Annotated in this window: 14 protein-coding genes, 2 tRNA genes and 2 pseudogenes; 16 read left to right on the top strand and 2 right to left on the bottom strand. The window is 44.2% G+C overall.

All coding sequences use genetic code 11. The annotated features are described in order from the left end of the window. Positions 1-32: 32 nt before the first annotated feature. The 9 genes and pseudogenes from DMB88_RS20490 (at position 33) to DMB88_RS20460 (ending at position 7,717) form a co-directional block, all read left to right on the top strand. Positions 33-1,064, top strand: coding sequence for an efflux RND transporter periplasmic adaptor subunit (locus DMB88_RS20490; RefSeq protein WP_368028214.1), 1,032 nt, complete (start codon positions 33-35; stop codon positions 1,062-1,064). Continuing rightward, a pseudogene (locus DMB88_RS20485) lies at positions 1,064-3,986 on the top strand (ABC transporter permease). The gene DMB88_RS20490 and the pseudogene DMB88_RS20485 overlap by 1 nt, the downstream one beginning before the upstream one ends. A 2-nt stretch (positions 3,987-3,988) precedes the next feature. Beyond that, positions 3,989-4,852, top strand: coding sequence for an ABC transporter ATP-binding protein (locus tag DMB88_RS20480; RefSeq protein WP_128102831.1), 864 nt, complete (start codon positions 3,989-3,991; stop codon positions 4,850-4,852). Positions 4,853-4,872: 20 nt separating this feature from the next. Further along, on the top strand, positions 4,873-5,592 hold the full coding sequence (locus DMB88_RS32185; RefSeq protein WP_368028213.1) for an ABC transporter substrate-binding protein: 720 nt from the start codon (positions 4,873-4,875) through the stop codon (positions 5,590-5,592). After that, positions 5,562-6,317: an extracellular solute-binding protein gene (locus DMB88_RS32180; protein WP_368028212.1), complete on the top strand. Its 756-nt coding sequence runs from the start codon at positions 5,562-5,564 to the stop codon at positions 6,315-6,317. The genes DMB88_RS32185 and DMB88_RS32180 overlap by 31 nt, the downstream gene beginning before the upstream one ends. 167 nt (positions 6,318-6,484) lie before the next feature. Further along, the gene (locus tag DMB88_RS30305) at positions 6,485-6,649 is read left to right on the top strand and encodes a hypothetical protein (protein WP_164848746.1); all 165 of its coding nucleotides are present in this window, start codon (positions 6,485-6,487) and stop codon (positions 6,647-6,649) included. Between the two features lie 69 nt (positions 6,650-6,718). Next, positions 6,719-6,792 (top strand) — tRNA-Met (locus DMB88_RS20470). Between the two features lie 56 nt (positions 6,793-6,848). Further along, positions 6,849-6,922 (top strand) — tRNA-Ile (locus tag DMB88_RS20465). 141 nt (positions 6,923-7,063) lie between these two features. Continuing rightward, a complete protein-coding gene (locus DMB88_RS20460) occupies positions 7,064-7,717 on the top strand; it encodes a hypothetical protein (RefSeq protein ID WP_128102830.1) in 654 nt (217 codons plus the stop codon). Between the two features lie 85 nt (positions 7,718-7,802). On the opposite strand, the gene DMB88_RS20455 is transcribed toward DMB88_RS20460, so the two are convergent. Then, a complete protein-coding gene (locus DMB88_RS20455) occupies positions 7,803-8,006 on the bottom strand; it encodes a hypothetical protein (RefSeq protein WP_128102829.1) in 204 nt (67 codons plus the stop codon). Positions 8,007-8,186: 180 nt separating this feature from the next. Here DMB88_RS20455 and DMB88_RS20450 point away from each other — a divergent pair, with 180 nt between their 5' ends. The 3 genes and pseudogenes from DMB88_RS20450 to DMB88_RS20440 all read left to right on the top strand — a co-directional run bounded on the left by DMB88_RS20450 (position 8,187) and on the right by DMB88_RS20440 (position 10,885). Beyond that, positions 8,187-8,429: a hypothetical protein gene (locus DMB88_RS20450; RefSeq protein WP_128102828.1), complete on the top strand. Its 243-nt coding sequence runs from the start codon at positions 8,187-8,189 to the stop codon at positions 8,427-8,429. A 156-nt stretch (positions 8,430-8,585) separates the two neighbouring features. Continuing rightward, on the top strand, positions 8,586-9,011 hold the full coding sequence (locus DMB88_RS20445) for a hypothetical protein (RefSeq protein WP_128102827.1): 426 nt from the start codon (positions 8,586-8,588) through the stop codon (positions 9,009-9,011). 318 nt (positions 9,012-9,329) lie between these two features. After that, a pseudogene (locus DMB88_RS20440) lies at positions 9,330-10,885 on the top strand (tetratricopeptide repeat protein). A gap of 10 nt (positions 10,886-10,895) precedes the next feature. On the opposite strand, the gene DMB88_RS31780 reads toward DMB88_RS20440, so the two are convergent. Continuing rightward, positions 10,896-11,018, bottom strand: coding sequence for a hypothetical protein (locus DMB88_RS31780; RefSeq protein ID WP_285858459.1), 123 nt, complete (start codon positions 11,016-11,018; stop codon positions 10,896-10,898). A gap of 107 nt (positions 11,019-11,125) precedes the next feature. Here DMB88_RS31780 and DMB88_RS20435 point away from each other — a divergent pair, with 107 nt between their 5' ends. The 4 genes from DMB88_RS20435 (at position 11,126) to DMB88_RS20415 (ending at position 14,352) form a co-directional block, all read left to right on the top strand. Next, entirely contained in the window at positions 11,126-11,794 is a 669-nt protein-coding gene (locus tag DMB88_RS20435) for a carbon-nitrogen hydrolase family protein (RefSeq protein ID WP_174715309.1), read from the top strand. 101 nt (positions 11,795-11,895) lie between these two features. Continuing rightward, a complete protein-coding gene (locus DMB88_RS20430) occupies positions 11,896-12,021 on the top strand; it encodes a sporulation protein YjcZ (RefSeq protein ID WP_128102826.1) in 126 nt (41 codons plus the stop codon). A gap of 164 nt (positions 12,022-12,185) precedes the next feature. Then, entirely contained in the window at positions 12,186-12,515 is a 330-nt protein-coding gene (locus DMB88_RS20425; RefSeq protein ID WP_128102825.1) for a DUF1904 family protein, read from the top strand. Between the two features lie 673 nt (positions 12,516-13,188). Beyond that, on the top strand, positions 13,189-14,352 hold the full coding sequence (locus tag DMB88_RS20415; protein ID WP_128102823.1) for a sensor histidine kinase: 1,164 nt from the start codon (positions 13,189-13,191) through the stop codon (positions 14,350-14,352). The last annotated feature ends 111 nt before the right edge of the window (positions 14,353-14,463 follow it).

The raw sequence follows: 14,463 nt of genomic DNA, 5'->3' as shown, positions 1-14,463 counted from the left end.
GCTACGAAGAGGGGAAACGCGCAGCGCTTATCGTGCTTAGTGCGATAGTTGTTGCAACGATGTCGGGATGTTCCTTGTTACCGGCTGAGACAGAGGAGGAAGTACTTCCGCCAATTACACCGCCAACGATCTCCAAAAAGCCGGAGTATGAAGTCCGGACTGAGACCCTGGAGAAGAAAGTTAGCGGAAGCGGTAAAATGATGAGCCAAAGGGAAGAAAAGGTGTATTTTACGCTGGACGGTATGCATGTGAAAGAGCTGAATGTGAAACCTGGCGATAAGGTCAAAAAGGGTCAGCTCCTTGCTGTGCTTGATGTAGAGAGCGTGGAGAAGGAAATTCGGGCGAAGAACCTTCAGATCCGCAAAGCTGAGGTCCAGATGAAGGAAACGCTGCGTAAGCGGGATGAGATGGACCCGGTAGAATTTGAAGAAGCCACCATAGCTTTTGAAGAGCTGCGTCAAGAATTGGCTGATCTGGAGGAGAAGCTGGGGAAAGCGACTCTAACGGCTCCATTTGGGGGAACAGTCATTGCCGTTCAGGTAGAGAAGGGTGCTGCTGTCAAGGCGTATGATCCAATTGCCACGATTGCTGATACTTCGAATCTGGTCGTTGCAGCTACGTTTGCCAAAGAGGATCTAGAGAAATTCTCGGTAGGCATGAAAGCAGACGTTGATATTAATGGCGCAGGCAAGGTCTCTGGAGTCATTAAAGTAATGCCGATTGCTTCATCTTCGGACAGTGGTAGTGGGGGAAGTTCAGGAGATACCAACACACCTCCAGCGAAAGAATCCCTTGATCAATATGTGATCGTTTCCTTGGCGAAAATGCCCAAGGGTGTTGAACGCGGTACACCTCTTACGGTATCCATCGTAACGCAGCGTACCAAGGATGCAGTTGTTATTCCAGTGTCGGCTCTTCGTTCTATTGGTTCAAGAACCTATGTTCAAGTCATAGAGAACGATGGCAGCAAACGAGAAGTGGATGTTGAGGTGGGTCAGCAGACATCTACTGATGTTGAGATTCTGAAAGGTCTTACTGTGGGACAGAAAGTAGTGGGTCGCTAATGGGGCTGCCATTGCTTCGGCTGCTGTTCCGCAAAATGTGGAACACTCGCTGGATGACCTTCAGCACACTGATCGGATTGATCGTGGCGGTTGCGTTCACCGTCAGTATTCCGATGTACGCCGATGGTGCGCTGAAAAGAGTTGTAGCTCAAACCTTACAGGACAATAGCGAAGGTTTGCCAGCAGGTTCATTGCTGATGAGTTACCAGGCTCCTGGTGGAGTGAAGACGGATACACTCGGATTGGAGGAAGTGGATCGGTATATTCGTGAGGATGTGCCGCGCGATATTGGTTTCCCTTTCCATACGTATGTGAACTCTCGTTCAATCCGCAGTACCGAGGTGAATCCAGAGGATCCAACCAAGGTAGATGCAAGCCGGGTGCGTAGCATGAGTCTAGGAACGATGTCTGGCTTGGATGCCCAGGTCAGTTATTCCACAGGGCTTAAGCCTGGTAACCAGGTGAAAGATGGGATCATTGAGGCGGTTATGCTGGAAGAAGGCATGTATCGAAACGATCTGCATATTGGAGATATTCTTGAATATCCCGTATACAGTGGCCTGGACATTACGCTCCGTGTGAAGATTACGGGTGCCTTCACAGCAGATGATACAAGTAGCCCGTATTGGGTGCAAGGATTCGATAGCATGATGAATGGACTTTACATCGATGAAACCGTTTTTAATGATGTGTTGCTCAAGGAAAAAGGAATCCCGCTTCAGAATTCCCGTTGGTATTATGCGTTTGATCTGAAAGACATTCAGACTAGCCAAATTTCCGGGCTTTCTTCTGTGCTGGAGAGACTTGATATTGATCTGTATCAACGATTAAAGGATACAAAAGTAGATATCACCTTCGGTGATCTGCTGAAGCAGTTCCGCAGTCAGAGCCTGCAGTTGCAGACGATGCTGTTCACCCTTGCGGCACCGATGATTGCGATGGTCTTTTATTTTATTGCAATGAATGCAAGGCAGTCGCTTCAGAAGCAGGAAAGTGACATTGCTGTTCTTCGGAGTCGTGGTGCTTCTGCAAGACAGATTTTCTCTTTATATCTGTTAGAAGGCATATTCCTTGGCGCAATTGCCTTGATTATAGGTCCATTGCTCGGATGGTTTATGGCGAAGAGTATTGGTTCAGCGAGTGGTTTCCTATCTTTCGTAGATCGGAAGTCAATTCCGATTGGAGTATCGAAGGAAGCGATTCTCCTAGGACTTGTGGCTGTGCTCGTGGCAATCATAGCGTCTCTAATTCCTGCAATTACGTATGCGCGCGCTACGATTGTGTCGGCGAAGAGAAGACAGGCACGGACGGATCGTGCCCCAATCTGGCAGCGCTGGTTCCTCGATGTTGTTCTGCTTGGACTTGCCGGGTACGGATATTATCTGTTTTATGAACGACAGATGTTGACTTTCCAGACAGGCATGACTACAGACCAGCTGCAAGTGCAACCGTTTTTGTTCTTTGTGCCTGCACTTGCCATCTTTGCACTGGGTCTGTTCTTCCTGCGGATATTCCCATGGATCTTGAAGCTGATCCAGTGGATGGGCAAGAAGTTTCTACCAGTTCCACTATATCTGACTCTGACGCAGCTCTCGCGCTCGTCGTCTTCATATTATCCGTTGATGATATTGCTTGTGCTGACCTTGGGACTTGGTGTATATAATTCGGCTGCAGCCAGAACGATTGATCTGAACTCTACGGAACGTACATTATACCGATACGGAACGGATGTCATCATGCAGACGGTCTGGGAAGGTTCACCTGAAGTGACCCCGCAAGGTTCTGGCCAAAGTGGTGGATCAGGCGGAGGGCAGCAAGGGGGCGGCAACAATGGCGGAGGCTCTTCCGGTGGAGGTTCACCAGGTGGAGGCGGTGGCGCTGGTGGGGTGGAGGTGCTCCTGGCGGAGGTTCACAACCGACCAAAGTGATCTATTCTGAACCCCCTTTGAAGTGTTCCGTAGTTTAGACGGAGTAGAGCATGCAGCAAGGGTGATGCAGACCAAAGGCAACATCATCGTGTCTGGTAAATCAGGCGGACAGGGGATGCTCGTAGGAATTGATAATGTGGATTTTGCCCAAGTAGGCTGGTTCCGTAACGATCTTTTCCCTGCACATCCTTATAAGTATCTTGATTTGCTCGGTAAGTATGAAGGGGCTGTACTGGTATCCTCCAAATTTGCTGATAAGTATAAGCTCAAAACCGGGGATCTAGTATCCATTGGTGTGCAAGGTCAAGCGATTGAATTTGTTATATTTGGCATTCTGCCATACTGGCCTGCGCAGTATCCAGATCAGACACCGTTCTTTATTGCGAATCTGGATTATATCTATGATCAAGTACCACTTATTCCATATGAAGTCTGGCTGAAGATGGAGCCGGATGCCAAAGTCGCACCACTGATGGAAAAGCTTGCAGCAGAAGGTATTGAGCTATCATCTGTGCGTGACGTGCGTACCGAATTGGTAACGCAGGGGAAACATCCATCACGGGGCGGCGTATTCGGTATATTGAGTCTCGGCTTCCTTGTATCAGTCATCATATCTCTGATTGGTTATATTCTGTACTGGTTCTTCAACCTCTCAGGACGTGTCGTACAGTTTGGCGTTCTGCGAGCCATGGGATTATCCCGTGCTCAATTAAGTGGGATGCTGCTGCTGGAGCAGGTGTTCACTGCCGGGTTGTCAATCCTTCTTGGTATTGGAATTGGTCAAGTATCGAGTCGTCTATTCTTACCATTTCTACAAACGACAGATAATGTATCTGCACAGGTACCACCATTCCGAATTGTGTTTGAAGAGAAGGATATGTTGCAGCTGTACGGTGTGACTGTCGTTATGCTCATTATCGGGGCGACGATGCTGCTCTGGCAGATTCGTAGACTACGTGTACACCAGGCGGTCAAAATGGGAGAGGAGAGGTAAACATGATCCAGTGCGAAGGACTTGTGAAAATTTTTAAATCCAGCGACGTGGAAGTTGTTGCCCTTCAAGGTCTCAATTTGACGGTCAACCAAGGTGAGATGATGGCGATCATCGGCAACAGTGGTAGCGGAAAATCCACGTTGCTCAACATTCTGGGTGGACTGGATCGTCCAACAGCAGGCACAGCCGTTGTAGGAGATTGGGATCTGCTTAAGATGACGGATGCACAACTGGTTGAATACAAACGTCATACGGTAGGCTTCATTTGGCAGAACAATGGTCGAAACCTATTGCCTTATCTAACGGCACTCGAAAACGTGGAGACACCTATGATTCTTGGTGGTAAACGTGACCGTGCTTATGCCATGCAACTATTAGAATGGGTAGGGCTTAAGGATCGGATGCACAACAAGCTGCATCAGTTGTCAGGTGGAGAGCAGCAGCGGGTCGCTATCGCGATATCCCTATCGAACCGTCCTAAACTGCTGCTTGCCGATGAACCTACGGGTTCAGTCGATTCCGAGACCTGCGACACGATTATGGGGATTTTCCGCAAAATGAACAAAGAACTTGGCGTCACAATTGTCATTGTTACGCATGACTTAACACTTGCAGGTAAGGTGGATCGCATCGTTGCGATCCGTGACGGACTGACGAGTACGGAGTTTGTGAAACGTAACCCGAATTTGGATGATGATCAAGGCTTATCACAGATCGGTGCCCAGGATATACATGAAGCATTTGTCATTATTGACCGGGCAGGACGTCTTCAGGTACCTAAGGAGTATCTGGAGGCCTTATCCATTGATAATCGGGCTACATTGGAATTTGACGGTGAACGTATTGTGATTACACCGCCAAGATAATGAATAGGGGGAATTGGGAGATGAAGAACAGGTTGTGGGGAAAACGGGTGCTCGCTGTTTTGGCGACCGCGAGTTTAGCTTTGCCATTGTTAGCAGGCTGTACGGCAAGTGAGGCTAAGGACACGGAACAGCGTGTATTACGCGTAGCAACACTATGGGGCGGTCAAGACGACAGTTACTTCCGCCAACAGTTTACAGATGCGTTTGAATTGACTCATCCGAATATTACGGTTGAAGTCGTTCCTGCTGTTGAACAGAGCAGTTATGGTTTTGGCATGCAGGGGGAGAATCAGGAGATTCCTGATACGGTAGAGAGTCTGAAGAAAATTATGACTGGTGACAATCCAGTCGATGTTATTGTTGCGGATACAGCTACCGTGAAGTCCTTGATTCAGGAGAATATGTTGAAGCAATTGGATCCGTTGATGCAAGAAGACAAATTCGATACAACGGATATTGTGCCAAGTGTATTGGAAGGCATTAAGGATCTGGGAGACCAAAGTATCTATGCCTTGACGCCAACGTTCTCCTCTTCTGCGCTATTTTTTAACAAGGGAATGTTCCAAAAGGCAGGCGTAGAGCCACCAACAGATAACATGACTTGGGATGATATTCTCAACCTAGCGACACGTATGACCAAAGGTGAGGGTAAGGACCATGTGTTTGGCTTCTCCTTCAGTACGTATCAAGGGGATCGCCATACTATTCCATGCAGCAATATTACAACTCCCTCCAGCTAAAAATATTTGATGATAAAGCGGAGAAAATGACCGTTGACTCACCACAATGGGAAAAAGTATGGAGTACGGTTAGTAAGCTGGCTATCGACAAAATCATTCCTAAAGGCGATGAGCCACAGGATCAGGATCCAAGCGGAAGATATAATCCGCTTCAGGGCGATCTGTTCCTTAGCAGCAAAGCAGCGATGGTTATTGGGGATTATAGCTATATTAATCAACTCATTGATGCGAATAAAAATGCGGATAAAATGGAAGGATTCAACAAGGTGGATTGGGAAGTGGTAACACCACCAGTTCATCCTGAAGCACCTGAAATTGGAGGCAATATCTATCTGAGCAGTTTGATGTCCATCAATAGTTCAGCTCAAAATCCAGATGATGCTTGGGAATTAATCAAGTACATGAACAGTGAGGACTGGGCCAAAATCAAAGCACGCAGCAGCTACGAGATGGTATCCCGGAAAAGCTTTATTAAACCAAAAGACGGTTTAGACTATAACATCCAAGCGTTCTATACGTTGAAGCCTGTTCCACCAACAAATACCAACCTGGATAAGCTGTATCAGAAGATGCCTAATCTTTGGCAGGTAAGTGACAAAGGAATGGAATACTTCAATCAGGTTCTAGAAAATAAGAAAACACCAAAAGAAGCGCTTGGTGAGTGGGCAGCCAAAGGTAATGAAATGCTTGAGAAGCTGAAGAAAGATCCAAAAGCAACGTTCTAATGCTTGTTACTTGTTCTGGAGAACATGTAGGCTAAGCTTGATGAGCATGGCTTCCATAAAATAGCCGCTGAAGAATAAGTTCTTCAGCGGCTATTTTTACTTGAATTGGGGCATCCTACAAGAAGAAGAGGTGCAGGATACATTACAACGAAGAAAGGACGAGCAGCATGCATTGGGTATATTTCAGCAAGTTATATGCAACCAAATTTCAGGCGGGTTGCCTTGCCAAACGCTTAGAGCAGGATGGATGGATCTATGGTCACAATGAACCTGCTGAAATAGAAGTGTACCGTTCACGTAAAGGCCGATATGGTGTACGATTTATTCCCTAACATTACCCCTTGACTTATTGGGTGAATATGATGTATATTAATTAAGTCGCTGTTTTACATTTTAACTGACGCGGGGTGGAGCAGCCCGGTAGCTCGTCGGGCTCATAACCCGAAGGCCGCAGGTTCAAATCCTGCCCCCGCAATTTAATTCTTACTAGATGATTTACAGCCATCATCTGAACGTTATACATTATGTCGAGGGCCCTTAGCTCAGTTGGTTAGAGCGGTCGGCTCATAACCGATTGGTCACAGGTTCGAGTCCTGTAGGGCCCATACTCTTGAAACCTTGCTTATACAGCAAGGTTTTTTTCTTTTTCAGTTGTGATTCAATTAGGGTGAGTGTAAGGTGATATAGTATTCCACAATGTGCTGTATCGTTATTTATAGAGTTTGGGACGAGAGGAGAAGATGGGAGTGGCTCAAAAACGTCATATTATTATGATAGCGGTTACTACGTTATTGTTGCTGATCTGCATGTTCTTTTTGTATAAAAACGTTCAGGAGAATCAACGATATGAACAATTTATATCTGCTCAGTTAAATGAATCTTTATCAGAATTGGTGACCGCAATTTTGGCAAATGATGAGATACTCCAGCAATATACTTCAGGTGGAAGGGAAAGCCTGCTACCTGAACAAGCAACCAATCTATGTGCCAATTTCACAACTGTAAGTACGAAGTATAACGATCTACTAAATACAGCGATACATTTAAATAAGGTGACCCATGCAGATATCAACCCTATCTTAGGAAATGTTGCTCAGGATATAACCTTTTTTCTGGCACGATCCGTGATCGGAAATGGTCTTCTTGGGGACTGCAGCATGAGCGAATCAACGATTTCACTAGATGCGACGCAAAGTATGAAACTAACAGAAATACGAGAGCTGAACAATCAATGGTCGGAAATAGTCAAAAAATATGTGCCTGAAGCGACATCGTTGGGTGTCAGTGAGGTTGATTGGAATGATTTAGTTAATCATAAAATGTGGATTCAACTGTTAGAGGAGCTTTCTGTCAATTCGGAACAATCAGGGATGACAGGGATCAATCGATTTTTTAACTAAACTTGCGCGTTTATAAGGACTACAAACCAAAAGAACACTGGCATATCTGACCAGTGTCCAGCTTGGGACAAGTGAATTGACTCTATTATAGTAAAGGCAGTAAAATGGCGATCACACCGATCATGATGAAGATAACACCTGAGCTTATGCCTATAATTCCACTTGTTTGAGAGTTATGTACATTGCTTTCTGTACGTGAAATTCGACTGAAAAACTGAGATATTTTGGAGTTAGGGTTTTTATAGTCATACAGGGAGAGCGCGATGATAATCACACCCAATATAATCATGAATATTATGGTCACCCCCTTGGTAGTAATGTTATCTTTTATATACGGAAATGTTTTGAAATAGTTCCAATCATAAAGTCAATACCTTTTGATGAGGCCTGGCTGATAGATCCTAATAACTATAATTATTGAGATATATGATATAATTTTTATAATTTAGCATAAGGTGGGGGTGTTAATATGAGTGGTGGTGCAACTGCAGTAGGTTTGCCAGGTTTATTATTTTTAGTATTATTTGTAGCAGTCATTGTGCTTATAGTCTATTTTATCATTTCAAGGGTTACGAAGAGATCGGGTAATGTACAACGAGAAATCTCTAATCTTCGTAAGGATATTCAAGTCTTGCAGGATAAAGTGGATCGGAATGACCGTTATACTGTTGATAGAAATGAAGAACAAGAGAAGGTCTATACACATAAGTAATGTTGGGAAACTAAACAATAATGAGGAATCAGTGATGAAGATCGTCGGGTAAAAAGCCTGATGGTCTTTTTTATTTATGCAAACTAGTGACAGTGTCCATGCCATATTATAAATCTCGCATATATTATCGTATTCCATAATTAGGAGGTAGATTTCATGAGTCAATTTATTGATGCAAGAACTTCGCAGAATGCGAGTTTGGCCAACTCTATTGCCATTCCAATCTTAGTTCTGAATACACCCCAGTTATTTGGTCAGATTGGACTGGTAACCACTGCGGGTATTGGTGCTAACCCACGGGTGCAATTCAAGGGTACGGTGTCGGTTCAGCTACCATTGGCGCTTGTAGGGATCACCGTTACGATTGTCAGAGGAACTCAGCCAACAGATCCGGTTATATATTCAGCTACTTCTACGTTTAACTTGAGCGTATTGGCACCTCAGATTATCACATTCTCTGCCGATGATTACAACCCACCTATCACTCCACAGCTGACGTATACCGCATTTGTAAGTTCCAACTTGTTAGGTACGGTTCGTGTAGGCCCTGAGAACTTTGACGGGGTATTGTATTCAGACTAATCCTGCAGCTACAACCCTACAGAAAAGTGTATTTAGGCTGCACGTTAATGATTAATCCTGCCTTGATTAAGGCAGGTTTTTGTTTAGTATGGCTGTTATTTTTTATGTGTGAACCTGTTCCCTCTATTTGAAAAGAAAACTGATATGCATATCGATTTACCATATCTGATTCAAGAGAGACCTTTACTTGAGGTAATTCTGGTTATGATATAATGCATAACAGTGTGTAGCATTTACATGTCTAAATTGTTTGAGTAGCATAGATGGCACAAAGTCTAAGAACGCTAAGGATTATGGATAAAAGGCGGTTTATAATTAATGATGCAGAGTGAAGGACAACGATTCCGTTTCAGTGAAGCACCTGTGTGGGAATGGCAGCGTGCATATTATGAACAGAGTGGGCTTGACGCTTGGAGTGAAAACCAAGTTCCACAATATATCACCAGTAACCCGATGATTGCTGCGGCGTACGCCGAAATGATATTTGGTTTTCTCCAAGATTTAGCAGCGAAAGGAAAGACTTCGGAGACAGTTACGATTCTGGAACTAGGCGCTGGAGTAGGTCGTCTAGCGTTTCAGATTATTACGAAACTGATTGAATTGCGGGAGTATGCCGCAACAGAATTGCCTGCTTTTCGTTACGTGATGACAGATCTAGCGATGGAGAACGTAGTTGGATGGAGAAATCATTCGTCCATGGAACCTTATATTCAGCAGGGATTGCTCGATTTTGCTCCGTTCGATGCAATGAAGGATACTGCGCTGAAGCTAGTGGTTGCAGGCGAAACAATTGAGCCGGGAGATCTGCAGCAGCCTTTGCTTATTATCGCGAATTATTTTTTGATAGTATCCCGCAGGAATTGCTATATGTAGGTGAAGGACAGATTTATGAATGTGATCTCATACTCTCTAGTGCGGAAGAACAGTTGGATCTTGCTCCCTCAGAGAAGTTAAAGGCAATGGAAATAAGTTATGCTTACCGCCGTGCGCCGCAATATACTGCGGAAATGTCTCCTTATCGGGATGTAATTTCATTGTATGAGGAAGAATTGGAAGATTCACATATTCTGTTTCCGGCGGCTGGATTATCATGTCTTGAACGACTTGGAACTTTATCCCGTGCAGGGTATATGCTTATTACAGCGGATAAGGGTGATCACCGACTCGATTACTGGAAATTCGCTGAGCCGCCTGAATTCGTATTACACGGCAGTTTCTCATTGACGGCGAACTATCATGCGATTCAGTATACATTGGAGCAGCGAGGTGGCCTGGCTTGCTTTACAACACATCATTACAAGGATATCAATGTCGGCTGTATCCTGATGGTTGAAGAGCCTATAAGTTATGTGAATACCCGTCTAGCATACTTGCGAGAGGTTGATCGCTTTGGGCCGGATGACTTTTTTAGTTTAAAAGAATGGTTTGATCAGCAGATTGCTAGCATGGAGCTCAAACAAATCTTGCCTTTCTGGCGATTAGGTGGATATGATGCAGAGTTTCTGATTCGCTGTGCGGAACGCATTTCTAATCTGTTGCCAGATGCAAGCGATGAAGAAATGATGGATATTCAGCACGGGATTCGTTCCATGTGGTCTTCGTATTATGTGATGGAGAAGTCAGGTGACTTGGCTTTCCTAACAGGTCAATTATTTTATGTGATGTACATGTACGAGGATGCAAAGTATTTTCTAGAACAATCCATACAGGGGGCTAAATACGGTGGTAATACCGTTGTATTGTATGATCTGGCTATTTGCTGTTATGAGCTTGAGATGGAAGAAGAAGCACTGGCGTATACCCGTCAAGTGCTAGCGTTGGATCCAGACCATGAAGAGGCTCTTTCGATGCTTGAAAGTTTAGAAAACGGATAATTCGTCCTGACTAAGGTGCAAAGGATACGCTAGTTAGAACCCAGTAGAAGAAAACTAAAGCAACGAGGAACAGAGCACTCAATCCTAAGAGAACACCAATGATTACTTTGTCCCACTTTCCCAATTTTCGCATGTTAACCCTCCTGAAATACACAATTTTAATATGACGCGGGATTGACTGGTGTAGGTTAAGCTGATGGAATAAGTATACATTAATGTTTGCTATAAGGGAGATGGGAAATGAGGATTGTTATTGGACAGCCCAGCCTTGAGCCTGGATTAAACCAATTGGAAAAAGAGCTCAGGGAATACAGCGATGCAGATATTTTGTTGTATCCCGAAGGTTATTTAAACCAGAATGTAGAAGAGGCCTGCAGGCTTGCGGCTACGTATGGAACGATGATTGTATCCGGACACCGTAGACTGAATGAGCGTCCCAAGGATCGAACGATTATCATTGACCAGCAGGGACAGATTGTGATGGAGAAAGCGAAGTACACATCTGCCTTAGTTGTTACGCAGCAGGATGTGGTGATCAGTACACTATTGTGTGATGAGATCGTTTTGCAAGGGTTTCAGTACAATGATGAGGGAGTTGACCTGCTCTTACATTCGATTGGGGTAGGGATGTTCAGTGAGGAGCAGTATACGGAGTGGCTGGAGGAGGCTCGCCGGATCGCTATTCGTAATCAATGCATGGTGATGGGAACCAGTCACGCTGACGGCTCTTATCGTGACAGTGGCATATCTATTCCCATTGCTTACTGTATATCTCCTGATGGCGAGATTGTATTCGCATCGCACAATGATACTCGAACCCGAGTCGTGGTGGTGGAACGTGCAGAAGAGCACAAGACAACTACACCGAGGAAAGAACGTTTTTTGATAAAAGTGACGGGGATAGGTTGATCCCATGAGATTGGGCATTGCATATAGGGAGTAGCCCGGTCATTTACTCAGCATTGGCATATGTTATCCCATACCTTTTAAAATCAAAGGAGGCCAATCAAATGAGTCATGTTGGATACGGTTGTGGTAATGTCGGAGGAATCGGAACTGGAATGTGTACTTCTACTGCTGCAATTCTGGTACTCTTCATCCTGCTTGTTATCATCACGAAGTCTTTCTGGTGTTAGTTTGTAACTAAGCGAAGTGGACGGTTACACCAAGCTCTGCTGAGATCTCAGTGGAGCTTTTCCTTATGATATAGGTTAGCTGTAGCGAGTGTGACATTTGACAATAGAAAACAATGTACTTAAAATCACATAAGTAACTAAATTTAAAGATTGAAGGGATTGCAATGCCGTTTATTCGCTTCAGAGGCTTTACAGGTCATCAGTTAGAGGAAGTTGTACCTAAAATTACAGAGCAGATGTCGCTTACTTCTAATATTCCGCAAGAAAGAATCAAGGCTGAGCGTTATGATGTACAAGCACTCACTCCTTCTCCAGCTTCTATAGAAATTGTTATGTTTCAACGTGATCAGGAAATTCATAATCGAATGGCTTCATCCATATACGTCATTTTGGTCGAAGCAGGTTTGCCGGACGTACACATATTTTTTAGTATTCTGGAGCCAACGCTATACTACAAGCAGGGGAAACCGTTGACGGATTACCCTTTGAATTGAATGAGATGTAAACCAGTAAGATGGGTTGATCAAATAAAAAAATCCGATCCAGTCGTGCTTGGATCAGACACAGACGAGCGAATGCTGCTCGTCTTTTTTATGATTGTGAGATCTCATTTTTACATAAATATCACAGTAAGAATAACGAATATTTTATATGCATAAATGCCTCTTACTCAGACATATACATGAGCGATTGTGTGTGTGGATCATGCGGCGACTAGTGAAAATGCAATTAATAACATCACTAAACTAGTCATTCGCGCAAAAACCATATATGGCTTGCTAGGCTCTGATTCCCCCTTAACCATCCAGCCATAACGTAGAAACCATCCGAACTTGGGGAAACAAAGATTGATAATGCACAGTAACATGAAAATAAAAAAGAGAGTTCTCATGCGCGATCTTCCTTCCTCATTCAGGCATGGCCTCAAATCAGCTTATCGCCGACGTCTACTGAAAATGACTAAGATCAAAATAATGATGATGAGAATGAACAGAAACTTCATGTGCAGTCCTCCTAAGTTTATGAAATCATTAACCTTTTCGGCACCGTTTGAACAACTATGATACAATTAAAGATATTGAATTAGTATGATCACATATCAAATTGATGACATGCAATGATTTATTATTCATAATTGTTGAAGGCAGATAGAAGCAGGAGGGAAGCATGAGCATTCAAAATCAGCATTCCATGCCCATTCAATGGGAGTTTTTAATTTCTAAGCTTAAATCTTCCGTAACTGTGGTTGACGCAACCTCACCAGAACTGCCCCTGATTTATGTAAACGAGCACTTTACAACGTTGACAGGATATTCATATGAAGAGTCTGTGGGGCAAAATTGTCGGTTTCTTCAAGGACAGGATACCCTGCCAGAGACAGTAAGCAAGATTCGTGAAGCGCTCAGACAGCAGCAGTCAATCAAGACAGAAATTCTGAATTACACGAAAACCGGACGAAAATTCTGGAATGAGTTGAATATAGATCCGATTTTTAATGACGAGGGAGAATGCCTCTTTTTTGTTGGGATACAATATGACATCTCAGAACGGAAATATGCGGAGGAACAGCTTCGTATGGCAGCGCACATGGCTGAAATGAACAGCCGGGGACAATTAGAATTTATCGGCAAACTGAATCATGAGTTACGAACCCCGCTCAATGGGATTATGGGAATGATTGAGCTGGTGGGAATGGAAGAAACCAGTAACGAGCAAAAGGAATACCTGGAGCTTGCTCGTCAATCTGGAGAGGCCTTGCTGAACATTGTAAACAAGAGCCTGGATGTGGCGAAGCTGGGTCGTGGGAAAATGAAGGTAGAGCAAATTGATTTTCAGCCTTCCAAGCTTATTCAGCAGATTATCAAGACGCATGAAGTGGCTGCTAGACAGAAGCAGATCAGCCTAGTCTGCCATCTTGATCTTGAAGTGCCAGAGGTGCTCGTTGGAGATCCATTACGTTTGCGACAGGTGCTGGATAACTTAATAAACAACGCTATTAAGTTTACAGAGCAGGGTGAAGTGCATATTCAAGTGGACGTTAAAGAGACGTTGGAGGATGTTACGACCCTGGTCTTCAGCATTCAAGATACGGGTATTGGGATTCCACAAGACCAGATGAATCAGTTATTTGAAGCCTTCACTCAAACTGATGTGTCTCATGCACGGAGGTTTGGGGGCAGCGGTCTTGGATTAACCATCTGCAAAGAACTAATGGAATTGATGCATGGCGAAATTAGGGTAGAGAGTCAAGAAGGTCAGGGAACACAATTCCAGGTCACTGTGCCTCTCAAGCGGCAGCGAATGATGCCAAACGTGGGTAATGTAGGCTAAAGGGGAGTTAAATGATCAGAAGAGGGCAGTTCGGGTAGATCCGGGCTGTTTTTTTTCTGTACATTTTCATTGTTTCGCGAACGAATGTTCTGATATAATGAGAACGATGAA

The sequence above is a fragment of the Paenibacillus sp. DCT19 genome, from assembly GCF_003268635.1.
Classification (GTDB): Bacteria; Bacillota; Bacilli; order Paenibacillales; family Paenibacillaceae; genus Paenibacillus.
This window is presented reverse-complemented; position numbering and strand designations above follow the sequence as displayed.

What these genes read in the sequence shown, in the direction of transcription:
- DMB88_RS30305 (WP_164848746.1), top strand. Translation starts at nt 6,485, where the DNA reads ATGCATTGGGTATATTTCAGCAAGTTATATGCAACCAAATTTCAGGCG.
- DMB88_RS32180 (WP_368028212.1), top strand. Translation starts at nt 5,562, where the DNA reads ATGCAGCAATATTACAACTCCCTCCAGCTAAAAATATTTGATGATAAA.
- DMB88_RS20445 (WP_128102827.1), top strand. Translation starts at nt 8,586, where the DNA reads ATGAGTCAATTTATTGATGCAAGAACTTCGCAGAATGCGAGTTTGGCC.
- DMB88_RS20435 (WP_174715309.1), top strand. Translation starts at nt 11,126, where the DNA reads ATGAGGATTGTTATTGGACAGCCCAGCCTTGAGCCTGGATTAAACCAA.
- DMB88_RS32185 (WP_368028213.1), top strand. Translation starts at nt 4,873, where the DNA reads ATGAAGAACAGGTTGTGGGGAAAACGGGTGCTCGCTGTTTTGGCGACC.
- DMB88_RS20455 (WP_128102829.1), bottom strand. Translation starts at nt 8,006, where the DNA reads ATGATTATATTGGGTGTGATTATCATCGCGCTCTCCCTGTATGACTAT.
- DMB88_RS20480 (WP_128102831.1), top strand. Translation starts at nt 3,989, where the DNA reads ATGATCCAGTGCGAAGGACTTGTGAAAATTTTTAAATCCAGCGACGTG.
- DMB88_RS20425 (WP_128102825.1), top strand. Translation starts at nt 12,186, where the DNA reads ATGCCGTTTATTCGCTTCAGAGGCTTTACAGGTCATCAGTTAGAGGAA.
- DMB88_RS20450 (WP_128102828.1), top strand. Translation starts at nt 8,187, where the DNA reads ATGAGTGGTGGTGCAACTGCAGTAGGTTTGCCAGGTTTATTATTTTTA.
- DMB88_RS20415 (WP_128102823.1), top strand. Translation starts at nt 13,189, where the DNA reads ATGAGCATTCAAAATCAGCATTCCATGCCCATTCAATGGGAGTTTTTA.
- DMB88_RS20430 (WP_128102826.1), top strand. Translation starts at nt 11,896, where the DNA reads ATGAGTCATGTTGGATACGGTTGTGGTAATGTCGGAGGAATCGGAACT.
- DMB88_RS31780 (WP_285858459.1), bottom strand. Translation starts at nt 11,018, where the DNA reads ATGCGAAAATTGGGAAAGTGGGACAAAGTAATCATTGGTGTTCTCTTA.